26 protein-coding genes, 1 pseudogene and 1 riboswitch are annotated in these 23,955 nt (G+C 69.1%); of the genes and pseudogenes, 26 read left to right on the top strand and 1 reads right to left on the bottom strand.

What is annotated here, in order from left to right; all coding sequences use genetic code 11:
• Positions 1-34 precede the first annotated feature (34 nt).
• The 16 genes from rpsP (at position 35) to NRF20_RS13410 (ending at position 12,158) form a co-directional block, all read left to right on the top strand.
• Positions 35-478 (top strand): 30S ribosomal protein S16, encoded by a 444-nt coding sequence (gene rpsP / locus NRF20_RS13485; protein WP_114246909.1) that lies wholly within the window; start codon positions 35-37, stop codon positions 476-478.
• Between the two features lie 2 nt (positions 479-480).
• A complete protein-coding gene (locus tag NRF20_RS13480) occupies positions 481-720 on the top strand; it encodes an RNA-binding protein (protein ID WP_005311361.1) in 240 nt (79 codons plus the stop codon).
• A gap of 79 nt (positions 721-799) precedes the next feature.
• A complete protein-coding gene (gene rimM / locus NRF20_RS13475) occupies positions 800-1,384 on the top strand; it encodes a ribosome maturation factor RimM (protein WP_398630282.1) in 585 nt (194 codons plus the stop codon).
• A complete protein-coding gene (gene trmD, locus NRF20_RS13470; protein WP_266357523.1) occupies positions 1,384-2,205 on the top strand; it encodes a tRNA (guanosine(37)-N1)-methyltransferase TrmD in 822 nt (273 codons plus the stop codon). Before rimM ends, trmD begins: the two co-directional genes overlap by 1 nt.
• A gap of 129 nt (positions 2,206-2,334) precedes the next feature.
• Positions 2,335-2,685, top strand: coding sequence for a 50S ribosomal protein L19 (rplS, locus tag NRF20_RS13465; protein WP_093899094.1), 351 nt, complete (start codon positions 2,335-2,337; stop codon positions 2,683-2,685).
• 45 nt (positions 2,686-2,730) lie between these two features.
• Positions 2,731-3,501, top strand: coding sequence for a signal peptidase I (gene lepB / locus NRF20_RS13460; protein ID WP_398630281.1), 771 nt, complete (start codon positions 2,731-2,733; stop codon positions 3,499-3,501).
• Entirely contained in the window at positions 3,494-4,570 is a 1,077-nt protein-coding gene (lepB, locus tag NRF20_RS13455) for a signal peptidase I (protein ID WP_398630280.1), read from the top strand. The genes lepB (NRF20_RS13460) and lepB (NRF20_RS13455) overlap by 8 nt, the downstream gene beginning before the upstream one ends.
• Complete coding sequence (gene lepB / locus NRF20_RS13450) at positions 4,470-5,384, top strand: signal peptidase I (RefSeq protein WP_398630423.1); 915 nt, start codon at positions 4,470-4,472, stop codon at positions 5,382-5,384. Before lepB (NRF20_RS13455) ends, lepB (NRF20_RS13450) begins: the two co-directional genes overlap by 101 nt.
• A gap of 51 nt (positions 5,385-5,435) precedes the next feature.
• Complete coding sequence (lepB, locus tag NRF20_RS13445; protein WP_398630279.1) at positions 5,436-6,182, top strand: signal peptidase I; 747 nt, start codon at positions 5,436-5,438, stop codon at positions 6,180-6,182.
• Positions 6,172-6,660: an NUDIX hydrolase gene (locus tag NRF20_RS13440; protein ID WP_398630278.1), complete on the top strand. Its 489-nt coding sequence runs from the start codon at positions 6,172-6,174 to the stop codon at positions 6,658-6,660. Before lepB (NRF20_RS13445) ends, NRF20_RS13440 begins: the two co-directional genes overlap by 11 nt.
• Positions 6,661-6,724: 64 nt before the next feature.
• On the top strand, positions 6,725-7,033 hold the full coding sequence (locus NRF20_RS13435) for a DUF2469 domain-containing protein (RefSeq protein WP_003965949.1): 309 nt from the start codon (positions 6,725-6,727) through the stop codon (positions 7,031-7,033).
• Between the two features lie 136 nt (positions 7,034-7,169).
• Positions 7,170-7,529 carry a YraN family protein gene (locus tag NRF20_RS13430; protein ID WP_266357517.1) on the top strand — a complete coding sequence of 120 codons (360 nt, stop codon included), beginning with the start codon at positions 7,170-7,172 and terminating at the stop codon, positions 7,527-7,529.
• Complete coding sequence (locus tag NRF20_RS13425) at positions 7,529-9,154, top strand: YifB family Mg chelatase-like AAA ATPase (RefSeq protein ID WP_413752628.1); 1,626 nt, start codon at positions 7,529-7,531, stop codon at positions 9,152-9,154. Before NRF20_RS13430 ends, NRF20_RS13425 begins: the two co-directional genes overlap by 1 nt.
• Positions 9,151-10,395: a DNA-processing protein DprA gene (dprA, locus tag NRF20_RS13420; RefSeq protein WP_398630277.1), complete on the top strand. Its 1,245-nt coding sequence runs from the start codon at positions 9,151-9,153 to the stop codon at positions 10,393-10,395. The genes NRF20_RS13425 and dprA overlap by 4 nt, the downstream gene beginning before the upstream one ends.
• Positions 10,396-10,637: 242 nt before the next feature.
• Complete coding sequence (whiG, locus tag NRF20_RS13415; protein ID WP_093899085.1) at positions 10,638-11,474, top strand: RNA polymerase sigma factor WhiG; 837 nt, start codon at positions 10,638-10,640, stop codon at positions 11,472-11,474.
• A gap of 117 nt (positions 11,475-11,591) precedes the next feature.
• Positions 11,592-12,158, top strand: a complete 567-nt coding sequence (locus NRF20_RS13410) for a TetR/AcrR family transcriptional regulator (RefSeq protein WP_398630422.1) — start codon at positions 11,592-11,594, stop codon at positions 12,156-12,158.
• Between the two features lie 80 nt (positions 12,159-12,238).
• On the opposite strand, the pseudogene NRF20_RS13405 reads toward NRF20_RS13410, so the two are convergent.
• Positions 12,239-12,856, bottom strand: a pseudogene (locus NRF20_RS13405) (M23 family metallopeptidase); the annotation flags it as partial.
• Positions 12,857-13,133: 277 nt separating this feature from the next.
• Between NRF20_RS13405 and rpsB the strand changes: the two are divergent.
• The 10 genes from rpsB to NRF20_RS13355 all read left to right on the top strand — a co-directional run bounded on the left by rpsB (position 13,134) and on the right by NRF20_RS13355 (position 23,950).
• Positions 13,134-14,072, top strand: a complete 939-nt coding sequence (rpsB, locus tag NRF20_RS13400) for a 30S ribosomal protein S2 (RefSeq protein WP_413752627.1) — start codon at positions 13,134-13,136, stop codon at positions 14,070-14,072.
• A gap of 102 nt (positions 14,073-14,174) precedes the next feature.
• The gene (gene tsf / locus NRF20_RS13395; protein ID WP_398630275.1) at positions 14,175-15,011 is read left to right on the top strand and encodes a translation elongation factor Ts; all 837 of its coding nucleotides are present in this window, start codon (positions 14,175-14,177) and stop codon (positions 15,009-15,011) included.
• Between the two features lie 159 nt (positions 15,012-15,170).
• Positions 15,171-15,947: a UMP kinase gene (gene pyrH, locus NRF20_RS13390; RefSeq protein ID WP_266357511.1), complete on the top strand. Its 777-nt coding sequence runs from the start codon at positions 15,171-15,173 to the stop codon at positions 15,945-15,947.
• Positions 15,948-16,127: 180 nt separating this feature from the next.
• Entirely contained in the window at positions 16,128-16,685 is a 558-nt protein-coding gene (frr, locus tag NRF20_RS13385) for a ribosome recycling factor (RefSeq protein ID WP_093899080.1), read from the top strand.
• Positions 16,685-17,770 (top strand): phosphatidate cytidylyltransferase, encoded by a 1,086-nt coding sequence (locus NRF20_RS13380; protein ID WP_398630274.1) that lies wholly within the window; start codon positions 16,685-16,687, stop codon positions 17,768-17,770. The genes frr and NRF20_RS13380 overlap by 1 nt, the downstream gene beginning before the upstream one ends.
• Before the next feature lie 101 nt (positions 17,771-17,871).
• The gene (rlmN, locus tag NRF20_RS13375; RefSeq protein ID WP_093899078.1) at positions 17,872-18,978 is read left to right on the top strand and encodes a 23S rRNA (adenine(2503)-C(2))-methyltransferase RlmN; all 1,107 of its coding nucleotides are present in this window, start codon (positions 17,872-17,874) and stop codon (positions 18,976-18,978) included.
• Positions 18,979-19,019: 41 nt separating this feature from the next.
• Positions 19,020-19,136: riboswitch (TPP riboswitch) on the top strand.
• A gap of 74 nt (positions 19,137-19,210) precedes the next feature.
• Positions 19,211-20,320, top strand: coding sequence for a thiamine ABC transporter substrate binding subunit (locus NRF20_RS13370; protein WP_266357477.1), 1,110 nt, complete (start codon positions 19,211-19,213; stop codon positions 20,318-20,320).
• Positions 20,321-20,481: 161 nt separating this feature from the next.
• Positions 20,482-22,095: an ABC transporter permease gene (locus NRF20_RS13365; RefSeq protein ID WP_266357476.1), complete on the top strand. Its 1,614-nt coding sequence runs from the start codon at positions 20,482-20,484 to the stop codon at positions 22,093-22,095.
• A 2-nt stretch (positions 22,096-22,097) separates the two neighbouring features.
• Positions 22,098-23,123 carry an ABC transporter ATP-binding protein gene (locus NRF20_RS13360; protein ID WP_398630273.1) on the top strand — a complete coding sequence of 342 codons (1,026 nt, stop codon included), beginning with the start codon at positions 22,098-22,100 and terminating at the stop codon, positions 23,121-23,123.
• Positions 23,124-23,497: 374 nt separating this feature from the next.
• Positions 23,498-23,950 (top strand): SRPBCC domain-containing protein, encoded by a 453-nt coding sequence (locus NRF20_RS13355; RefSeq protein WP_398630272.1) that lies wholly within the window; start codon positions 23,498-23,500, stop codon positions 23,948-23,950.
• The last annotated feature ends 5 nt before the right edge of the window (positions 23,951-23,955 follow it).

The following is a 23,955-nucleotide window of genomic DNA, read 5'->3' as shown; positions in this document are numbered from 1 at the left end:
CCAACCACGTCATAGACCAGGAGACACCACTTCCGTGGCAGTCAAGATCAAGCTGAAGCGTCTGGGCAAGATCCGTTCGCCTCACTACCGCATCGTCGTCGCCGACTCCCGTACCCGCCGTGACGGCCGGGCCATCGAGGAGATCGGCCTGTACCACCCGGTGCAGAACCCCTCGCGCATCGAGGTCAACTCGGAGCGTGCGCAGTACTGGCTGTCCGTCGGCGCCCAGCCGACCGAGCCGGTTCTCGCGATCCTGAAGCTCACCGGCGACTGGCAGGCCCACAAGGGTCTTCCGGCCCCCGCGCCGCTGCTGCAGCCGGAGCCCAAGGCTGACAAGCGCGCCCTGTTCGAGGCCCTGGCCAAGGACACCGGCGAGGAGTCCAAGGGCGAGGCCATCACGCAGAAGGCGAAGAAGACCGACAAGAAGGCGGACGAGGCTGCTGACGCGGCTGCGCCCGCCGAGTCGACCGAGGCCTGAGCATGCTCGAGGAGGCTCTCGAGCACCTCGTGAAGGGCATCGTCGACAACCCCGACGATGTGCAGGTCGCCTCGCGCAACCTGCGCCGTGGTCGCGTACTCGAGGTCCGGGTTCACCCCGACGATCTCGGTAAGGTGATCGGCCGCAACGGCCGCACCGCACGCGCACTGCGTACCGTCGTGGGCGCCATCGGCGGCCGTGGCATCCGTGTCGACCTCGTCGATGTGGATCAGGTTCGCTGACAGAGTTGAACACCGGCACGGGCCGGGGAGGGCCATGCGCCCGCCCCGGCCCGTCGTCGTATGACAGGAGAGACACAAGGTGCAGTTGGTAGTCGCGCGGATCGGCCGTGCCCACGGCATCAAGGGCGAGGTCACCGTCGAGGTGCGTACGGACGAACCGGAGCTGCGGCTCGCGCCCGGGGCCGTACTCGCCACCGAACCGGCCACCGCCGGACCGCTGACGATCGAGACCGGCCGGGTGCACAGCGGACGGCTGCTGCTCCGCTTCGAGGGCGTACGCGACCGTACGGCTGCCGAGGCCCTGCGCAACACGCTCCTGATCGCCGAGGTCGACCCGGCGGAACTCCCCGAGGACCCCGAGGAGTTCTACGACCATCAGCTCATGGACCTCGACGTGGTCCTCGCCGACGGCACCGAGATCGGCCGGATCACCGAGATCACGCATCTGCCGTCCCAGGATCTCTTCATCGTCGAGCGGCCGGACGGCAGCGAGGTGATGATCCCGTTCGTCGAGGAGATCGTCACCGAGATCGATCTGGATGAGCAGCGCGCGGTGATCACCCCGCCGCCCGGTCTGATCGACGAGAGCCAGGCCGTGATCGCCTCCTCGCGCGACGAAGAGGGCGACGAGGACGAGGCGCCCGAGTCCGGGAAGGACGCCTGATGCGCCTCGACGTCGTCACGATCTTCCCGGAGTACCTGGAACCGCTGAACGTCTCCCTCGTCGGCAAGGCCCGCGCGCGCGGCCGCCTCGATGTGCACGTGCACGACCTGCGGGACTGGACGTACGACCGGCACAACACGGTCGACGACACCCCGTACGGCGGCGGCCCCGGCATGGTCATGAAGACCGAGCCGTGGGGCGAGGCGCTGGACGACGCCCTGGCGGGCGGGTACGAGGCCGGGGCGCACTCCCCGGTCCTCGTGGTGCCCACGCCCAGCGGCCGCCCGTTCACCCAGGAGCTCGCCGTCGAGCTCTCCGAGCGGCCTTGGCTGATCTTCACGCCGGCCCGCTACGAGGGCATCGACCGGCGGGTGATGGACGAGTACGCGACCCGCATGCCGGTCGTCGAGGTGTCCATCGGGGACTATGTGCTGGCCGGCGGGGAAGCCGCGGTGCTGGTGATCACGGAGGCGGTGGCCCGACTGCTGCCCGGCGTGCTCGGCAACGCCGAATCGCACCGGGACGACTCCTTCGCCCCCGGCGAGATGGCCAATCTGCTGGAGGGGCCCGTCTACACCAAGCCGCCCGAGTGGCGCGGCAGGGGCATCCCGGACGTCCTGCTCAGCGGTCACCACGGGAAGATCGCACGCTGGCGGCGGGACGAGGCGTTCCGTCGTACCGCGCTCAACCGGCCCGATCTCATCGAGCGCTGCGAGGCGAGCGGCTTCGACAAGAAGGACCGCGAGATCCTTTCCATCCTCGGGTGGTCGCCGGAACCCGGTGGCCGATTTTGGCGCAGGCCCGAGGCCGTGGAAGAATAAGCCGCTGCTGTACGTCCGGTGTGCGCCCCTGCCACAGGGGGAACGACGCCCGCCCGACGCGATCAGCGCCCCCATCTCCTTACTATCTCCCGTCGATGACCTGTGGCATCGGCGAAGAAAGCAGACAACATGGCTTCCCTGCTCGATGGCGTCAACGCCGCATCGCTGCGTACCGACGTCCCGGCGTTCCGCCCCGGTGACACCGTCAACGTCCACGTCCGAGTGATCGAGGGCAACCGCTCCCGTATCCAGCAGTTCAAGGGCGTAGTCATCCGCCGCCAGGGTTCGGGCGTCAGCGAGACCTTCACGGTCCGCAAGGTCTCTTTCAGCGTCGGCGTCGAGCGCACCTTCCCGGTGCACAGCCCGATCTTCGAGAAGATCGAGCTCGTCACCCGCGGTGACGTCCGTCGCGCCAAGCTGTACTACCTCCGTGAGCTGCGCGGCAAGGCCGCGAAGATCAAGGAGAAGCGCGACAACTGAGCTAACTCCCAGGTCCACAGGACGGCCGGATAAGCTCTGGCCCCGATGGACACGGAAGCCAAGCCCTCGGAGCGCGACCGCTCCTCCGCACCCGCAGCAGGGTCGGAGGAGGGGCCGCGCTCCTCGCGTATCCCGGACCGGTTGACCGCCTCGATCTCGTGGCGGCGGACCGCCGCACTCGGAGCCGTCTGCTCGGTCTTCGTGCTGCTCCTCAGCGCCTTCGTGGTGCAGCCCTTCCTGATTCCCAGCGGCTCGATGGAGCCAACACTGCGAGTGGGGGACCGGGTGCTGGTCAATAAACTGGCGTACCGCTTCGGCTCCGTACCGCAGCGCGGCGATGTGGTGGTGTTCGACGGCACCGGATCGTTCGTGCAGGAAGCTCCCCAGGAGAATCCCGTCACCGGGCTGCTGCACGGTGTGGCAGCGTCCCTGGGGCTGGCAGAGCCTGCCGAGACCGACTACGTGAAGCGGGTGGTGGGCGTGGGAGGCGACCGGGTGGTCTGCTGCGACAGGCGCGGAAGGGTCGAGGTGAACGGGCGGCCGGTCGACGAGGGCTACCTGTATCCGGGAGATGCGCCGTCCGGGGTGCGCTTCGACATCGTCGTGCCCGACGGCACGCTGTGGATGATGGGCGACCACCGCAGCAATTCCCGCGACTCGCGTGACCACCTGGGAGAGCCGGGCGGTGGCATGGTCCCGGTCGACATGGTGATCGGCAGGGTGGACTGGATCGGCTGGCCGCTGGGCCGGCTGGGCTCGCTGCCGGACAGTGCCGTCTTCGCCGGCGTACGGGCGACGGGCGGGGCCCATGGGTAACCGCGGGCGGCGGCAGGACGGGTCCGACGCCGAGATACCGCTGCCGACCGGCAGCCGGCCGGCTGCCGCGCGCTCACTGCCGACCAGGGCGGAACGGCGCAAGCTGGCCCGCAAGGTCAAGCGGCGGCGGCGCAGGTCGGCCGTGCGGGAGATCCCCCTTCTCATCACCGTGGCGCTGCTGATCGCGCTCGTGCTCAAGACCTTCCTGGTGCAGGCCTTCGTGATCCCGTCGGGGTCGATGGAGCAGACCATCCGGATCGGTGACCGGGTACTCGTGGACAAGCTGACGCCCTGGTTCGGCTCCAGGCCTCAGCGCGGCGATGTCGTCGTCTTCAAGGACCCGGGTGGCTGGCTGAAGCAGGAGGACGTCGGAAAGAAGGACTCGCCCGTCGTCGTCAAGCAGGTGAAGGAGGCACTGACCTTCATCGGGCTGCTGCCATCCGACGACGAACAGGATCTGATCAAGCGGGTGGTCGCGGTCGGCGGCGACACGGTGAAGTGCTGCGACAAGGACGGCCGGATCACCGTCAACGGCGTACCGTTGGACGAGCCGTATCTGCATCCCGGTAATCCGCCCTCCCTCATCAAATTCGAGGTAAAGGTTCCGGCCGGCCGGATCTTTGTGATGGGTGACCATCGGTCCAATTCGGCCGATTCGCGCTATCACCTGGACGAGCCGGAGCACGGCACGGTTTCCGAGAACGAGGTCGTGGGACGGGCCGTGGTGATTGCCTGGCCCTTCGGGCACTGGCGAAAACTGGAGGAACCGGCGACATTCGACTCGGTCCCTGACGCGCGCGCCGGGACGGCTGCTGCGTCGGGCCCGTCGAATAGTGTGTCGTCCAAGGATCCCAACGGAATGATCCCTCTCCCGACCCCTGCGGAACTCCCGCTCGTTATGGGAGTGGTGGGCCTGCACCGGCTAGGGCGCAGGCGGTGGCACGGAGTAAGGAGTGGATGTGGGGGATTTGGCGGTCGGCGCACGATCCGGACACGACGAACCCGAGGACCGGCCGGACAATCCGGAGAACGTCGAGTCCGCCGGGGCGGCGGACAACGCGGAGGGTGACGGCGACTCTCCGAACGGCGGTAGTACGTCCCAGAAGAAGCCACGCTCCTTCTGGAAGGAGCTGCCCCTGCTCATCGGCATCGCGCTTGTTCTCGCGCTGCTGATCAAGACGTTTCTGGTGCAGGCGTTCTCGATCCCCTCGGACTCGATGCAGAACACGCTCCAGCGGGGCGACCGCGTGCTGGTCGACAAGCTGACCCCTTGGTTCGGCGCGGAGCCCAAGCGCGGCGAGGTCGTGGTCTTCCACGACCCGGGCGGCTGGCTGGAGGACACCCAGACACCCAATCCGAATGTCGTGCAGAAGTTCCTCAGCTTCATCGGGCTGATGCCGTCCGTCGAGGAGAAGGACCTGATCAAGCGGGTCGTCGGAGTCGGCGGCGACACGGTGGAGTGCAAGAAGAACGGCCCGGTCATCGTCAATGGCAAGGCACTGGACGACCAGTCGTACATCTTCCCGGGAAACACCCCCTGCAATGACGAGCCGTTCGGCCCGATCAAGGTGCCCGAGGGTCGGATCTGGGTGATGGGCGACCACCGCCAGAACTCCCTCGACTCCCGCTACCACCAAGAGCTGCCGGGGGGCGGCACGGTCTCCAACGACGAGGTCGTCGGCCGGGCCATCGTTGTGGCGTGGCCGATCAACCGCTGGGCGACCCTGCCCGTTCCGAAGACCTTCGACCAGCCGGGGATCAACGACCAGTCGGGGATCAATACGGCGATGGGCCTGGCTCCGGGAGCACTCGGTGTAGCCGGAGCGCTGCCCCTCGTGTTGTGGCGTCGCAGGAGGCTGACCAGCGAGCGTACCGCCGGGTAGGGTGCCGACTCGGATCAGCGATTGTCGATCTCCGAGGTGGGGGACGCTGGGATGAGTGGAACAGGACGTACGGATGACGGCCACGGCCGGCTCGGCAGCATGCTGTCGGGGCTGGCCGTGGCCGTCGGCTGTGTGCTCTTCCTCGGCGGCTTCGCCTGGGGAGCCGTGGTGTACAAGCCGTACACCGTGCCGACCGAGTCGATGACACCGACGGTGCACGCGGGCGACCGGGTACTCGCACAGCGGATCGACGGCAGCGAGGTGCACCGGGGCGACGTGGTGGTCTTCACCGATCCGGTGTGGGGTGACATGCCGATGGTGAAGCGGGTCGTCGGGATCGGCGGAGACAAGATCGCCTGCTGCGACAAGGGCCGGCTCACCGTCAATGGCAAGCCCATTGAGGAACCGTATCTGCAGACCAAGGGCCTCGCCTCGGCGAACGACTTCACCGCGGATGTTCCCAAGGGGCAGCTCTTCCTGCTCGGGGACGAGCGCAGCGCCTCGCTGGACTCCCGGGTCCACCTGGACGACCCGGGACAGGGCTCCGTGCCGCGCAGCGCGGTGCAGGCCCGGGTGGACGCCATCGCCTGGCCGCTGGGCGGCATGGTCGGACGGCCGCAGACCTTCGCCTCCTTCCCCGGTGGGGTGTCGTCGCCCGGACCGCTGCGGCTGCAGCTCGGGGCCGTGGTGGTGGGTATGGTGCTCATCCTCGTCGGTGCCGCATACGGCCCGATCGCGGCACGGTCCGCGCGGTCGGCACGGAACAGGAGCGAAAGGGTGCCTGCCGGTGCGCGTTGAGGAGCGGAAGGTCGCCAGGGTGGTGCTCCTGGACTCCGACGACCGCATTCTCCTGATACATGGGTTCGAGCCGGAGGACCCCGAGAGCACCTGGTGGTTCACCCCCGGTGGCGGTCTGGAGGGCGACGAGACCCGGGAACAGGCCGCGCTGCGGGAGCTCGCGGAGGAGACCGGGATCACCGATGTCGAGCTGGGCCCGCTGCTCTGGCAGCGGATGTGCTCGTTCCCGTTCGACGGGCGCCGCTGGAACCAGGACGAGTGGTACTTCCTGGCACGTACGACGCAGACCGTCACCGATACCAGTGGGCTGACCGGGCTGGAGCAGCGCAGCGTCGCGGGTCTGAGGTGGTGGACCTCCGCCGAACTGTCGGTGGCGCGTGAGACGGTGTACCCGACCAGACTCGCCGAGTTGCTGTGCACGCTGCTCGACGAGGGTCCTCCGCGTACGCCACTGGTTCTCGCCCCCGAAATCGCCTAAGCGCCCAGGGGCGCCGCAGCCTGGCGCACAATGGGGGCACGCACGGCTGAAGGGGAACATGCCAATGAGCGCCGAGGACCTCGAAAAGTACGAGACCGAGATGGAGCTGAAGCTCTACCGGGAGTACCGAGATGTCGTCGGTCTGTTCAAATATGTGATCGAGACCGAACGGCGCTTCTACCTCACCAACGACTACGAGATGCAGGTGCACTCGGTTCAGGGTGAGGTGTTTTTCGAAGTATCCATGGCGGACGCCTGGGTCTGGGACATGTACCGGCCCGCACGGTTCGTCAAGCAGGTACGGGTGCTGACGTTCAAGGACGTCAACATCGAGGAGCTCAACAAGAGCGATCTCGAACTTCCGGGTGGCTGAGCCCGCTCCACGTGCTCTTCAGGGGGATGGATTCCCACTTCCGGGTGGCTGAGTTATCCACAATCCCGAAGTTGTCCACCAAGATCCACCAGCTGGGACCGGACGCGTCAGAGTCGGTGTCGGAGGTGGTGCCGATATGAACGCACGGGGGGCACTCGGGCGGTACGGCGAGGATCTGGCGGCGCGGCTGCTGACCGACGCCGGCATGGCCGTACTGGAACGGAACTGGCGCTGTCGTGCCGGTGAGATCGACATCGTCGCGATGGACGGCGACGCACTCGTGGTGTGCGAGGTGAAGACCCGCAGGGCGGGTGCCTTCGAGCATCCGATGGCAGCCGTCACACCGGTCAAGGCGGAGCGGCTGCGACGGCTGGCCGGGATCTGGCTCCACCGGCACGGCGGCCCGCCGCCCGGTGGGGTCCGGATCGACCTGGTCGGCGTGGTGCTGCCCAGGCGCGGAGCGCCCGTCGCCCAGCATGCGCGGGGGGTGGCCTGATGGGGTTCGCGCGGGCGTGTTCGGTGGCGCTCGTCGGCGTCGAGGGTGTGGTGGTGGAGGTCCAGGCGGACCTGGAGGCGGGGGTGGCCGCATTCACCCTGGTGGGGCTGCCGGACAAGAGCCTGGTGGAGAGCCGGGACCGGGTCAGGGCCGCGGTTGTGAACTCCGGGGCCGAGTGGCCGCAGAAGAAACTCACGGTGGGCCTGTCACCGGCCTCCGTACCCAAGGGCGGCTCCGGTTTCGATCTGGCGGTTGCCTGTGCGGTGCTGGGCGCGGCCGAGCGGATCGACCCGGCCTCCATCGCCGATGTGGTGATGATCGGTGAGCTCGGGCTGGACGGCCGGGTGCGGCCGGTTCGCGGCGTGCTGCCTGCCGTGCTCGCCGCGGCGGAGGCCGGGTACCGCCAGGTCGTCGTGCCCGAGCAGACCGCGGGGGAGGCGGCGCTGGTGCCCGGGGTCTCGGTCCTCGGGGTACGGAGCCTGCGGCAGCTGATCGCGGTGCTCTGCGACGAGCCGGTGCCGGACGAGCGGCAGGCTCACGACGAGGGGCGCCCCGACACCATGCTGGCCGGGCTGATGGTGCCCGGCGCGGGTATCGGCACCGGGCTCGCCCGGGTGCCCGGACAGGGTGATGGCAACCCACCGGATCTGGCGGATGTGGCGGGGCAGGAGCGGCCCCGCAAGGCGCTGGAGGTTGCCGCGGCGGGCGGTCACCATCTGCTGCTCTCCGGACCGCCGGGCGCCGGCAAGACCATGCTGGCCGAAAGGCTGCCGGCGATTCTGCCGACGCTGACCAGGAAGGAGTCCCTGGAAGTCACCGCGGTGCACTCGGTGGCAGGCATTCTGCCGCCGGGGGAACCACTGGTCACCCGTGCGCCGTACTGCGCACCGCACCACTCGGCGACCATGCAGTCGCTGGTGGGCGGGGGCAACGGGCTGCCGCGGCCCGGTGCGGTCTCTCTGGCCCACCGGGGGATTCTCTTTCTGGACGAGGCGCCGGAATTCTCCGTGCGGGTGCTGGACGCGCTGCGCCAGCCGCTGGAGTCGGGGCATGTGGTGGTGGCACGCAGCGCCGGGGTGGTGCGGCTGCCCGCCAGATTCCTGATGGTCCTGGCCGCCAATCCCTGCCCCTGCGGCCGGCACACCCTCAGCGGTGCCGGTTGCGAGTGCGCGCCCTCGACGGTCCGGCGCTATCAGGCGAGACTCTCCGGGCCGTTGCTGGACCGAGTGGATCTGAGGGTGGTTGTCGACCCGGTCAGGCGCGAGGACCTGATGGGGCAGGGCGGCAGGGGTGAGTCGACGGCCACTGTCGCGGCCCGGGTCCGGGAGGCCAGGGCGCGGGCGGCGGACCGCTTGGCCGGCACCGTGTGGACCACCAACAGCGAGGTTCCCGGACATGAGTTGCGGACCCGGCTGGTCGCGGCGCCGGGCGCGCTGATGGAGGCCGAACGGGACATGGAGCGGGGCGCGCTCACCGCACGGGGCCTGGACCGGGTGCTCAGGGTGGCGTGGACGGTCGCCGATCTGCGCGGTGCCGACCGCCCGGACGCCTCCGACATCGCGGTGGCGCTGGAACTGCGGACCGGGATCCCACGGGGCGCCTTGACGAAGGCAGGAGCGTCATGAATCCGCGGGCGGACCCCGGGCAGGGGCAGGAACGGGGGTGCCTTCCGGCCCGGGCCCCGGAGCGGGGCGCGGGGCCGGGGGTGGCGGTGAGCGATCGGGAACGGCTGGCGCGGGCTGCGCTGACCCGCATCCTGGAGCCGGGGGACGAGCGTGGAGGCCGCTGGCTGCGCGAGGTCGGTGCCGTTGAACTGTTACGGCGGATCACCACCAGGGACGGGGCCGCGGAGCGGCTGAGCGGAATGACTCCGAAACGTCTGGACGGATACCGGTTACGGGCCGAGAGTGCCGAGCCCGAGCGGGACCTGGCGGCGGTCGCCGTGCTCGGCGGGCGGTTCGTCTGCCCCGGCGACCGGGAATGGCCCAGCCAGCTCGACGACCTTGCAGACGCCAGGCCGACCGGTCTCTGGGTGCGGGGGCCGCGCGATCTGCGGCTCTGGGCGCTGCGCTCGGTCGCCGTGGTCGGCAGCCGTGCCTGCACACCGTACGGATCCCATATGGCGGCGAGTCTCGGCGCGGGGCTCGCGGAGCTGGGGTGGGTGGTCGTGTCGGGAGCGGCGTTCGGGGTGGACGGGGCAGCCCATCGTGGCGCGCTCGCCGTTGACGGGGCGACGATGGCGGTCCTGGCCTGCGGGGTGGACGTCGCCTATCCCCGGGGACATGCCGAACTGATCGGACGCATGGCGGAACAGGGGCTCGTCATCGGCGAATTACCACCGTCCGATCATCCGACCCGCAGCAGATTCATTCTGCGGAACCGGGTCATCGCCGCGTTGACGCGCGGGACGGTCGTGGTCGAGGCCGAATACCGCAGCGGTTCGCTGGTCACCGCACGCAGTGCGCAGCGGCTCGGCCGCTTCACCATGGGCGTGCCGGGCCCCGCCACCAGTGGGTTGTCAGCAGGAGTCCATGAACTCCTTCGCGGGGAGGGCATCCTGGTGACGGATGCCTCGGAAGTCGCCGAACTGGTGGGGGACATCGGCGAACTCGCTCCGGCCAGACGCGGCCCCGTACGCCCCAGGGACCTGTTGGACGCGGTCTCCGCCAGGGTTCTCGACGCGCTGCCGTCCCGCGGCGCCGTCGGCGGGCGCGATGTGGCCCGCGGCGCGGGAACCAGCATCGATGAGGCGCTCGGCAGACTGTACGAACTGCACTCACTGGGGTTCGTCGAACGCGATGGCGATGGATGGCGGTTGACGCCGAGACCGACATGCAATGGCGACGCGCGGCGAGGCGGTACTTGACCTGGAGCATTCGGGTGAAAAGGTGATGCCGATGACCTCGGCGGATCCTTCAGCGACGCCTCCGGGGCCGACGCACGTGGCGACGGCCCCGGACCTCAGTCATGTTCGATCGGCCGGAATCGCACTGCGCCGATCCACTGTCCTGCGCGGACCGCGACGCCTCAGTCACGCTACGCTCACATGAATTCCGACTCAGACACAAGTCCCCCAGCACTTCACAGCAGAACGGCTCAAGGCACCACATGCCCCAGCACACCTCCGGGTCTGACCGTGCGGCAGTACCACCGGCTGCGCGTGGCACTGTGCGCCCCCCTGCCCCCTCCTCGCTCGACGAGTTGTGGCGTTCATACAAGTCCACGGGCGACGAGCGGCTGCGGGAGCAGCTGATCCTGCACTACTCGCCGTTGGTGAAGTACGTCGCGGGCCGGGTGAGTGTGGGCCTGCCTTCCAATGTCGAGCAGGCGGACTTCGTCTCCTCAGGGGTGTTCGGACTGATCGACGCGATCGAGAAGTTCGACATCGAGCGCGCGATCAAGTTCGAGACGTACGCGATCACCCGCATCCGTGGCGCGATGATCGACGAACTCCGCGCGCTGGACTGGATTCCACGCTCGGTGCGCCAGAAGGCGCGGGCCGTGGAACGCGCCTATGCCACGCTTGAGGCGCAACTGCGACGCACCCCTTCCGAGCCGGAGGTCGCTGCGGAGATGGGCATCGCACTGGAGGAACTGCACGCGGTTTTCAGCCAGTTGTCGCTGGCGAACGTGGTCGCGCTGGAGGAACTGCTGCATGTCGGCGGCGAGGGCGGTGACCGGCTGAGCCTGATGGACACGCTGGAGGACACCGCCGCCGACAATCCGGTGGAGGTCGCCGAGGACCGTGAGCTCAGACGGCTGCTCGCCAGGGCGATCAATACGCTTCCGGAACGCGAGAAGACGGTCGTCACGCTGTACTACTACGAAGGCCTCACCCTCGCCGAGATCGGCAATGTGCTCGGGGTGACCGAGAGCCGTGTGAGCCAGATCCACACCAAGTCGGTGCTGCAACTGCGCGCGAAACTGGCCGACGCCGGACGCTGATACCACCGGTGGCCGCCGCCGGCCATGGCTGCTTCGGCCACTGATCGGGGCCGCACCCGCCCTCTCGAACACCGGTCGCCGTAGAGTGGATGCGTGCCCAGGATTCGAGCGGCCTCGGTGGCCGAGCACCGGACCATGCAGCGCGGCGCCCTCCTGGACGCCGCCCGCTCCCTGCTGTCCGAGGGGGGTACGGAGGCATTGACCTTCCCCGCCCTCGCCGAACGCACGGGCCTCGCCCGGTCCTCCGTCTATGAGTACTTCCGCTCCCGTGCGGCCGTCGTCGAAGAGCTCTGCGCCGTCGACTTCCCCGTCTGGGCGGCCGAAGTCGAGAACGCGATGGAACAGGCCATCACGCCCGTGGGAAAGATCGAGGCCTACGTACGCCGGCAGCTCGACCTCGTCGGAGACCGCCGCCACCGGGCGGTCGTCGCGATCTCGGCGAGCGAGCTGGACGCGGGCGCACGCGAGAAGATCCGGGCCGCGCACGGCGGGCTGATCGCCATGATCGTCGAGGCGCTCGGCGATCTCGGCCACGAGCAGCCGAGGCTGGCGGCGATGCTGCTGCAGGGCTCGGTGGACGCCGCGGTGCGGCGTATCGAACTCGGCGTGGCGGAGGAACCGGCCGTGATCGCGGACACCGCCGTCGCCATGGTCCTGCGAGGCGTACAGGGCGTACAGGACTGACGTCGGGGCCGTGCCGCGGCAACGACGAACAGAATGCCGGGGGCGGCGAGTCCGTCCCCGGCCCCCTCGGCCGAGGGGCGGGGCTCCGGCACGCCGAACACCGGCAGCAGCCGGGACGGCCCCCGTCGCAGCAGCTCCGGCGGCAGCAGCGACAGCGGATCCAGATATGCGTCGCCGCGCCGCAGTCCCCAGTGCAGACAGCCCGATGCGCAGTGGAAGGGCCCCGCCTCCACGACCGCCACTGCTTGTCCTGCGGTCACCTTCTCGTCCTTCGCGACCAGCGCGCGCACCGGCTCGTACGTGGTCCGCAGCGGCGGATCGCCGGTCCCGGCCACCTCGATCGCCACCACCCCGCGCCCCGCCACACGCCCTGCGAACGAGACCCGGCCCGAGGCCGCGGCGAGCACCGCCGTGCCCTGCTCTGCGGCGAGATCCACCCCGCGGTGGCCCCGTCCGTAGGCGCTGGCCGGCGGCTCCCATCCCCGCACGACGGCGGGCCGCCCGGAAAGGGGCCACAACCGGGCACCGTCCGGCCGGGGCGCCGGTGAGGGAGCAGGCGCGGGTGCCGGCTCTTCGGCTGCCGCGACCGGCGCGCCGCACAGCGCTGCGAGAAGGGCCGGCACCGCCACGAGCGCGGCGTCGCAGAAGCGGAATCTGCGCCTGAAAAGGGAAACGATCGAATCCGGTGTGCATCGCATGGCAGAACCGTCCCGCACCGCTCGGAATCGCGGGGATCATGAACCGGATCTGTGGACTACCGACCGGTTGTGGACAGCGCCGTCACCCGGCACCCGAGCTGTCCCGTACACTTCCTATGGCGATCCGGGTCACCGGGTCGACTTCGCACGCCCCGCCCCCTCCCTCTCTGCGGATGGTGGCCGCGCTCCTCGGTCCCTTGTGGCACGGCGCGTCGGGGCGTCAGGCGCGACAGCAATCCTGCGGTCGCGACAACCGAGCACCTCAAGGAGTACGGCCATGGCCGTCGTCACGATGCGGGAGCTGCTGGAAAGCGGCGTCCACTTCGGTCACCAGACCCGTCGCTGGAACCCGAAGATGAAGCGCTTCATCTTCACCGAGCGCAACGGCATCTACATCATCGACCTGCTCCAGTCGCTGTCGTACATCGACCGCGCCTACGAGTTCGTCAAGGAGACCGTCGCCCACGGCGGCTCCATCATGTTCGTCGGTACCAAGAAGCAGGCCCAGGAGGCCATCGCCGAGCAGGCGACGCGCGTCGGCATGCCGTACGTCAACCAGCGTTGGCTCGGTGGCATGCTCACCAACTTCTCCACCGTCTACAAGCGCCTTCAGCGTCTGAAGGAGCTCGAGCTCATCGACTTCGAGGACGTGGCCGCCTCCGGCCTCACCAAGAAGGAGCTCCTGGTTCTCTCCCGCGAGAAGGCCAAGCTGGAGAAGACCCTCGGTGGTATCCGCGAGATGCAGAAGGTGCCGAGCGCCGTCTGGATCGTCGACACCAAGAAGGAGCACATCGCCGTCGGTGAGGCGCGCAAGCTCCACATCCCGGTCGTCGCGATCCTCGACACCAACTGCGACCCCGACGAGGTCGACTACAAGATTCCGGGCAACGACGACGCGATCCGCTCCGTCACCCTGCTCACCCGCGTGATCGCCGACGCCGTCGCCGAGGGCCTCATCGCCCGTTCCGGTGCCGCCACCGGTGACTCGAAGCCGGGCGAGAAGGCCGCCGGCGAGCCGCTCGCCGAGTGGGAGCGCGACCTGCTCGAGGGCGACAAGAAGGCCGACACCGAGGTGCAGACCTCTGCCGAGGCCGAGAAGGTCGCGGACGCCGCCGAGACGCCGGCCGAGGCCGCTGCCGAGGCCCCCGCTGCCGAGGCCCCCGCTGCCGAGGCCCCCGCTGCCGAGGCTCCGGCCGCGGACGCCGAGCAGGCCTGACACCTCCGTCACGGCTGAATGACGGCGGGGGCCGGTGCCACGAGCACCGCCCCCGCCGTCCACCCGTAGATCTTTCAGACTTCGAGAGAGAAACACAGACTCATGGCGAACTACACCGCCGCTGACGTCAAGAAGCTCCGCGAGCTGACCGGCGCCGGCATGATGGACTGCAAGAAGGCGCTCGACGAGGCCGAGGGCAACGTCGACAAGGCCGTCGAGGCGCTCCGTATCAAGGGTCAGAAGGGCGTCGCCAAGCGCGAGGGCCGTTCTGCCGAGAACGGCGCCGTCGTCTCCCTCATCTCCGAGGACAAGACCTCCGGCGTTCTGCTCGAGCTGAAGTGCGAGACGGACTTCGTAGCCAAGGGCGAGAAGTTCCTGGCCGTCGCCAACGCGCTCGCCGCCCACGTCGCCGCGACCTCGCCGGCCGACCTGGCCACGCTGCTCGCCTCCGAGATCGAGGCAGGCAAGACCGTCCAGGCGTACGTCGACGAGGCCAACGCCAACCTCGGCGAGAAGATCGTCCTGGACCGCTTCGCGCAGTTCACCGGCGGTTACGTGGCTGCGTACATGCACCGCACCATGCCCGACCTTCCGCCGCAGGTCGGCGTGCTCGTCGAGCTGGACAAGGAGAACGCCGAGGTCTCCAAGGACGTTGCGCAGCACATCGCCGCCTTCGCCCCGAAGTACCTCAACCGCGACGAGGTCCCGGCCGAGACGGTCGAGAACGAGCGTCGTGTCGCCGAGGCCACCTCTCGCGAGGAGGGCAAGCCCGAGGCCGCCCTTCCGAAGATCGTCGAGGGTCGCGTCAACGGCTTCTTCAAGGACGTCGTCGTCCTGGAGCAGGCGTTCGCCAAGGACAACAAGAAGTCCGTCCAGAAGGTTCTGGACGAGGCCGGTGTCACCCTGAAGCGCTTCTCGCGCATCAAGGTCGGCATCTGAGTCCGTCCGCGAACAACGGTGGACCCCGATAGGGTCTGGTGCAGTCGTCGGCCGCACACATGCCGTACGACCGCAGAACTGACGAGGAGGCCATTGCCGCTGAGGGACACCAGACCCACCGGCAATGGCCTTCTTCGTATGTGCACGAGGAGAATCTCCATGAACAAGGGCGCGGACGCCGCAACAGGTGACCACAAGCGCGACGACGGCAAGGTACCCGGGCGCTTCATGCTGAAGCTGTCCGGAGAGGCGTTCGCCGGTGGCGGGGGTCTCGGTGTCGACCCCGACGTCGTACACGCCATCGCCCGGGAAATCGCGGCAGTCGTCCGCGACGGCGCGCAAATCGCGGTCGTCATCGGCGGCGGCAACTTCTTCCGCGGTGCCGAGCTCCAGCAGCGCGGCATGGACCGGGCCCGCTCCGACTACATGGGCATGCTCGGCACGGTCATGAACTGCCTGGCGCTCCAGGACTTCCTGGAGAAGGAGGGCATCGACTCCCGCGTCCAGACCGCCATCACCATGGGGCAGGTCGCGGAGCCGTACATCCCGCTGCGCGCCGTGCGCCACCTGGAGAAGGGCCGTGTCGTCATCTTCGGCGCCGGCATGGGGATGCCGTACTTCTCCACCGACACCACTGCCGCCCAGCGCGCCCTGGAGATCGACGCCCAGGGTCTGCTGATGGGCAAGAACGGGGTGGACGGGGTCTACGACTCCGACCCGAAGACCAACCCCGACGCGGTGAAGTTCGACGCCCTTGAGTACAGCGAGGTGCTCGCCCGCGATCTCAAGATCGCCGACGCCACCGCCATCACGCTCTGCCGCGACAACCAGCTGCCGATCCTCGTCTTCGAGCTGACCGCCACGGGCAATATCGCCCGCGCGGTCAAGGGTGAGAAGATCGGCACGCTCGTGAGTGACCAGGGCACCCGGGCCTGAGAACCGGGGGACCTTCCCGGGAAGTCAAGGGAAGGTCCGGGGCCTGCGGGGAACACCCCGGGACAGGTCCCGAAGGATGGACAACGGCCTGCCGGTCGGACACCGTGCAGGTGAGGACGCGACGCAGGACCCGCCGGGCCCGAGCACGCCGGGCCCACTCAAGACACGCAGGAGCACGTGGTGATCGAAGAAACCCTCCTTGAGGCCGAGGAGAAGATGGAGAAGGCCGTCGTCGTCGCGAAAGAGGACTTCGCCGCGATCCGTACCGGCCGTGCGCACCCGGCGATGTTCAACAAGATCGTTGCCGACTACTACGGCGCGCTGACCCCGATCAACCAGCTCGCCTCGTTCTCGGTGCCCGAGCCGCGCATGGCCGTCGTGACGCCGTTCGACAAGAGCGCGCTGCGCAACATCGAGCAGGCCATCCGCGACTCGGACCTCGGCGTCAACCCGAGCAACGACGGCAATATCATCCGGGTGACCTTCCCGGACCTCACCGAGGAGCGTCGCCGCGACTACATCAAGGTCGCGAAGACGAAGGCCGAGGACTCCAAGATCTCCATCCGGGCCGTGCGTCGCAAGGCCAAGGAGACGCTCGACAAGCTGGTCAAGGACAAGGAGTCCGGCGAGGACGAGGTGCGTCGCGCCGAGAAGGAGCTCGACGACACCACCGCGAAGTACGTCGCACAGGTTGACGAGCTGCTCAAGCACAAGGAAGCCGAGCTGCTCGAAGTCTGATGAACGACTCTTCCTGGGGCGCCCCGCAGGGAGCCGGCCGCTGGGGTGCGCCCGAGATGCAGGCCGCCCCGGCGGGTCCTGCATACGATGTGTATGACGCCCAGCAGACTCGGCCCATGCCCATAGTGCCGGACGTTCCCGACGCAGGTAGAGACGCTGACGATCGTGATGACCGGGACCAGGGGGCCGCACGCCTGAGCGGCGGCCCCCTGTACCGTGACGAGAAGCCGCAGGAGCCCATGTCCACCGCGCCACCGCCCCCGCAGAGGAAACGTGCGGGCCGTGATCTGCGATCCGCAATAGGGGTCGGTGTGGGGCTCGGCGCCGTCATCGTCGCCTCGCTGTTCATCGTGAAGGCCGTCTTCGTCGGTGTGATCGCCGTCGCCGTCGTCGTGGGCCTGTGGGAGCTCACCTCCCGGCTGGAGGAGCGCAAGGGCATCAAGGCGCCGCTCATCCCGCTGGCGGTCGGTGGCGCGGCGATGGTGGTGGCCGGATACGCACGGGGCGCCGAGGGCGCCTGGGTGGCGATGGCGCTGACCGCACTCGCGGTGCTCGTCTGGCGGATGACCGAGCGGCCCGAGGGCTACCTCAAGGACGTCACGGCCGGCGTGTTCGCCGCGTTCTACGTACCGTTCCTGGCCACCTTCGTCGCCATGCTCCTGACCGCGGACGACGGGCCGCAGCGGGTGCTCACCTTCCTGCTGCTGACCGTGGTCAGCGACACGGGTGCGTACGCCGTCGGCTGGCGCTTCGGCAAGCACAAGCTCGCGCCGCGCATCAGCCCCGGAAAGACCCGTGAGGGCCTGTTCGGGGCCGTCGCCTTCGCGATGGTCGCCGGTGCGCTGTGCATGCAGTTCCTGATCGACGGCGGTTCCTGGTGGCAGGGACTGCTGCTGGGGCTCGCGGTCGCGGCCAGTGCCACGCTCGGTGACCTGGGCGAGTCGATGATCAAGCGGGACCTCGGGATCAAGGACATGGGCACGCTGCTGCCGGGCCACGGCGGCATCATGGACCGGCTGGACTCGCTGCTGCCGACCGCCCCGGTGGTCTGGCTGCTGCTGGTGCTGTTCGTGGGTTCCGGCTGATCCCCGAGCTCTACTGTCCTGACCTGGGCTTTTACGAGTGAGGGTCCGTTGTCCACAGGGCGGCGGGCCCTCACCGTTCTGTCTGCGACACTGGATGAACCATGCCTAAGCCCGGAGAACTCACTTTCGTCGCGCCCCGCGGAGCCAAGAAGCCGCCGCGACATCTCGCCGACCTCACGCCCGCCGAGCGCAAGGAAGCCGTCGCCGCGATCGGCGAGAAGCCGTTCCGCGCCCAGCAGCTGTCACAGCACTACTTCGCGCGGTACGCGCACGACCCGGCCGAGTGGACCAACATCCCGGCCGGTTCGCGGGACAAGCTCGCCGAGGCGATGTTCCCCGACCTGATGTCGGTGGTCCGCCACATCAGCTGTGACGACGACACCACCCGTAAGACGCTGTGGAAGCTGCACGACGGGACGCTCGTCGAGTCTGTCCTGATGCGCTACCCGGAGCGGGTGACGATGTGCATCTCGTCGCAGGCGGGATGCGGGATGAACTGCCCGTTCTGTGCGACGGGGCAGGCCGGTCTCGACCGCAATCTGTCGACCGCGGAGATCGTCCACCAGATCGTGGACGGCATGCGCGCGCTGCGCGACGGGGAGGTCCCCGGTGGTCCGGCGCGGCTCTCCAACATCGTCTTCATGGGCATGGGCGAGCCGCTCGCCAACTACAACCGGGTGGTCGGCGCGATCCGCCGGCTGACCGACCCGGAGCCGGACGGGCTGGGGCTCTCGCAGCGCGGGATCACCGTCTCCACCGTGGGCCTGGTGCCCGCGATGCTCCGTTTCGCCGACGAGGGCTTCAAGTGCCGTCTTGCCGTCTCCCTGCACGCACCGGACGACGAGCTGCGCGACACGCTCGTCCCCGTGAACACGCGCTGGAAGGTGGGCGAGGTGCTGGACGCCGCGTGGGAGTACGCGGAGAAGTCCGGCCGCCGCATCTCCATCGAGTACGCGCTGATCCGGGACATCAACGACCAGGCGTGGCGCGGTGACCGGCTCGGCCGGCTTCTCAAGGGCAAGCGGGTGCACGTCAATTTGATCCCGCTGAACCCGACGCCCGGCTCCAAGTGGACCGCCTCGCGGCCCGAGGACGAGAAGGCTTTCGTCGAGGCGATCGCGGCACACGGAGTGCCGGTCACCGTGCGGGACACCCGCGGCCAGGAGATCGACGGGGCCTGTGGGCAGCTGGCGGCAGCCGAGCGCTGAGGCCGGAACGGCCCGTGTAACCTGGGCCTGAAATCAACTTCATATTCCGACAGGGGAGCGCCACAGCGCTGAGAGTGCGGCACCGAGAACAGGTCGGCCGCAGACCCTCTGAACCTCGCCCGGGTCATTCCGGGTAGGAAGTTCGGTCATCAACTCATGCTGTTGCGCCCTGCCCGCTTCCCCAGGGGCGGGGCCGCGTCTCTTCCTGGCCAAAACCCAGGAGGAATCCACAATGAGCACCACGCGCAGAACCAAGCGGCTTGCGGCGACGGCTGTCGTCGGCGCGCTCGGCGTCACGGCACTTGCCGGATGCGGGAGTTCCGACACGTCGGACTCCGGTTCCGGCGGCACGAAGAGCTCCGGTTCGAAGACCGTGACTCTCGTCAGCCATGACTCCTTCAACGCCTCCAAGGATGTGCTCAAGGAGTTCACGGAGGAGACCGGCTACACCGTCAAGGTGCTGAAGAGCGGCGACGCGGGTGTCGCGCTCAACCAGGAGATCCTGACCAAGGGCTCCCCCCGCGGCGATGTGTTCTTCGGCGTCGACAACACACTGCTCTCCCGCGCTCTCGACAGCGGTCTCTTCACGCCGTACGAGGCGAAGGGCCTCGACCAGGTGGCGGCAGGCACCCAACTGGACGCCGAGCACCGGGTCACCCCGATCGACACCGGCGACATCTGCATCAACTACGACAAGAAGTACTTCGCCGACAAGAAGCTCGCGCCGCCGCAGTCCTTCGACGACCTGGCGAAGCCCGCGTACAAGAACCTCCTCGTCACCGAGAACGCCGGGACCTCCTCGCCCGGCCTCGGCTTCCTCCTCGGCACCGTCGCCACTTACGGCGAGAAGGGCTACCAGGACTACTGGAAGAAGCTGAAGAGCAACGGCGTCAAGGTCGTCGACGGCTGGGAGCAGGCGTACAACGAGGAGTTCTCCGGCTCCGCGGGCGGAAAGAAGGCCAAGGCCGACCGGCCGCTCGTCGTCTCGTACGCCTCCAGCCCGCCCGTCGAGGTGCTGTACGCGAAGCCGCAGCCGGCCGAGGCCCCGACCGGGGTCGCCACCGGGACCTGCTTCCGTCAGATCGAGTTCGCGGGTCTGCTGAACGGTGCGAAGAACGAGGCGGGCGGCAAGGCCCTGCTGGACTTCCTGATCAGCAAGAAGTTCCAGGAGGACATGCCGCTCAACATGTTCGTGAACCCGGTCACCAAGAGCGCGGAACTGCCGGAACTCTTCACGAAGTTCGGCGCGACGGTGGACAAGCCGACGACCGTCGCCCCCGACGAGATCTCCAAGAACCGTGAGCAGTGGGTCCAGTCGTGGTCCTCGCTCGTAGTGAAGTAGCGAAGACTCCCGTACGCGGAACGGACGCGTGCGGGAAGGGCGAGCACGGGAAGAGCAAGCACGGGGAGGGGCCGCGCGGAAAGAGGCCGCGCGCCCGCTCCGGGCACGCGAACCTGGCGCGCGCAAAGGCGTGGCGGGGGAGCGCGGTGCGGCTCGGCCTGATGGCCGTGCCCGTCGCGTTCTTCGCGCTGTTCTTCGCCTACCCCGTCGCCGCGATCGTCGGCCGCGGGCTGAAGGTCGACGGCGTCTGGCAGTTCGGCCGGATCGGCGAGGTGCTGACCCGGCCGGACATCCGCGACGTCCTCTGGTTCACCACCTGGCAGGCGCTCGCCTCGACCGCGCTGACCCTGCTGATCGCGCTGCCCGGCGCCTATGTCTTCGCCCGCTTCGACTTCCCCGGCAAACAACTGCTGCGGGCGGTCGTCACCGTGCCGTTCGTCCTGCCGACCGTCGTCGTCGGGACCGCCTTCCTGGCGCTGCTGGGACGCGGCGGGTTCCTCGATGAACTCTGGGGCGTACGGCTCGACACCACCGTCTGGGCAATTCTGCTCGCCCATGTCTTCTTCAACTACGCGGTGGTCGTGCGGACCGTGGGCGGGCTGTGGTCACAGCTCGACCCACGGCAGGAGGAGGCCGCCCGGGTGCTGGGTGCCGGACGGTTCGCCGCCTGGCGGCGGGTCACCCTGCCGGCCCTCGCGCCCGCCGTGGCCGCCGCCGCGCTGATGGTCTTCCTCTTCACCTTCACCTCCTTCGGGGTCGTACAGATCCTCGGCGGCCCGGGGTACTCCACGCTGGAGGTGGAGATCTACCGGCAGACCGCCCAACTGCTCGCCCTGCCGACAGCCGCCGTGCTGACGCTGGTGCAGTTCGCCGCGGTCGGCGCGATCCTCGCCGTCCACGCGTGGACCGTACGGCGCAGGGAGACCGCGCTGAAGCTGGTCGACCCGGCACAGACCGCCCGCAGGCCGCGCGGCGCCGGGCAGTGGGCGCTGCTCTGCGGGGTGCTGCTGACGGTACTCGTGCTGATATTGCTGCCGCTCGGGGTGCTGGTCGAGCGCTCGCTGGACACACCCGGCGGCCATGGCTTCGACTTCTACCGCGCCCTGCGGTCCGCCGACGCCGGTGGCGGTACGTTCCTGGTCGCCCCGCTCGAAGCGATCTGGAACTCAACTCAGTACGCACTGGTCGCGACCGTCATCGCGCTGGTCATCGGCGGGCTCGCCGCCGCGGCGCTGACCCGGCGCGCGGGGCGGCTCGTCCGCGGCTTCGACGCCTTGCTGATGCTGCCGCTCGGGGTGTCCGCGGTCACCGTCGGCTTCGGCTTTCTGATCACGCTGGACAAGCCGCCGCTGGATCTGCGGACTTCATGGATTCTGGTGCCGCTCGCCCAGGCGCTGGTCGGTGTGCCCTTCGTCGTACGGACCATGCTGCCGGTCCTGCGGGCGGTGGACGGCCGGCTGAGGGAGGCGGCCGCGGTGCTCGGGGCGTCACCCCTGCGGGCCTGGCGGGAGGTCGATCTGCCGCTGGTGCGGCGGGCGTTGCTGGTCGCGGCCGGGTTCGCGTTCGCCGTGTCGCTCGGTGAGTTCGGCGCGACGGTGTTCATCGCACGGCCCGACCGCCCGACGCTGCCGGTGGCCGTGGCCCGGCTGCTGGGGCGGGCCGGGGAGCTCAACTACGGCCAGGCGATGGCCCTCAGCACCATTTTGATGGTGGTCTGCGCCTTCTCGCTGCTGCTGCTCGAACGTATCCGCACGGACCGATCCGGGGAGTTCTAGAGATGCTGACACTGGAATCGGCCACGGTGCGCTTCGGTGAGCGGGCGGCACTCGACAGGGTGGATCTGAAGGTCGCCGAGCACGAGATCGTGTGTGTGCTGGGGCCGAGCGGCAGCGGCAAGTCGACCCTGCTGCGGGTGGTCGCCGGACTGCACCCACCGGACGGCGGCCGGGTGCTGCTGGACGGCGCGGACCAGGCCGGGGTGCCGGTGCACCGGCGCGGACTCGGCCTGATGTTCCAGGACCACCAGCTCTTCCCGCACCGGGATGTCGGCGCCAATGTCGCCTTCGGGCTGCGGATGCGCGGGGTGTCGCGGCGCGATCAGGAGCGCAGGGTCGGTGAACTCCTCGACCTGGTGGGCCTGCCCGGCTCCGAACGGCGGGCCGTCGCCGCGCTGTCCGGCGGTGAGCAGCAGCGTGTCGCCCTCGCGAGGGCGCTCGCACCGAGCCCGAAGCTGCTGATGCTGGACGAGCCGCTCGGCCAGCTCGACCGCGGGCTGCGTGAACGGCTCGTCGTCGAACTGCGCACGCTCTTCGGACGATTGGGTACGACGGTGCTCGCCGTCACCCACGACCAGAGCGAGGCGTTCGCCCTCGCCGACCGGGTGGTGGTCATGCGCGACGGGCGGATCGCCCAGGTGGGCACCCCACTGGAGGTCTGGCAGCAGCCCGCCTCCGCCTTCGTCGCCCGGTTCCTCGGCTTCGACAACGTGGTGGAGGCGACGGTGGCCGGCACGGCCGCCGACACGGTGTGGGGCAAGGTGCCGGTGCCCGAGGGCTCGCCGCAGGGGGCGTGCGATCTGCTGGTGCGCCCGTCCGGGGTCCGGATCGGCTCCCCGGACGGGGGGCTGCGCTGCACGGTCGGGACGCGTACGTTCCGGGGCAACCATGTCGCCGTGCGGCTGACGCCGGTGGGCGGTCCGGTTTTGGAGGCGGAGTGTGCGCTGCGGGACGCCCCGGAGGAGGGCGCGACGGTCGGGGTCGGCTTCGACGCGGCGGAGACCGTCGTCCTGCCCGCCGTCTTCTGACCGGCCTCGCGCGTCCGGCGGAGGGCGCGGCCGGGTTCACTCGACCGGCCGAGCCTTAGACCGACCGGCAAATGGGGGGGTGGGAGAAGGAGCGGGGCTGGGCACGCACATCTGCGGCGTTGTCGTCAATCACCAACGCTCCGCGTTGGCTCAATCCTCCGCCTTGCAGCTGCACGCACCCAGCCCCGCTCCTTCTCCCACCCCCCCATTTGCCGGTCGGTCTTATCCGACGATCGTGCCCGCCGCCTCCCGGCGTCCGGAACTGCTGGAGCGGCCCGGACCGATCACACGCGGCGGGTCTGCGCAGTGATGTCCGTGCAAGCTGGAGGAGGACATGCGGCAGATCCGGAACGACTCCGAGAGGGACGGGAACAATGACTGAGTCAGCACGCGAGGGCATCGACATCACCCGCATCCTCGACGCCCCGCGGGAACTGGTCTTCGAGGCCTGGACGACGCCCGAGCACTTCGCCGCCTGGTACGGCGGGGACGCCGAGGTCCCGCTCGACCGGGTGTCGATGGATGTCAGGCCGGGCGGCGCCTGGAGCCTGGTCATCGTGGTGCCGGGCACTGAGATGCCCTTCCACGGGGTCTACCGCGAGGTCCTTGCCCCCGAGCGGCTGGTGTTCACGCTGAAGGACGCCACCGCACCTGCCGGCATCGAGGGCGAGACCGTCACCGTCACCTTCACCGACCGCGGCGACAAGACCACCGAAATGGTCTTCAAGCAGCGTGGCGGCAACCTCACGGCAGAGCAGTACGCGGCCGCCGAGGACGGCTGGGAGGCCTTCTTCGACGCGCTCGTGGCCCGTCTCGCGTCCCTCTGAAACGG

The organism is Streptomyces sp. R-74717, from assembly GCF_047305335.1.
In the GTDB taxonomy this organism is placed as follows: Bacteria; Actinomycetota; Actinomycetes; order Streptomycetales; family Streptomycetaceae; genus Streptomyces; species Streptomyces atratus.
Note: the sequence above shows the minus strand (reverse complement) of the source record. Positions and strands in the feature narration are given on the sequence as shown.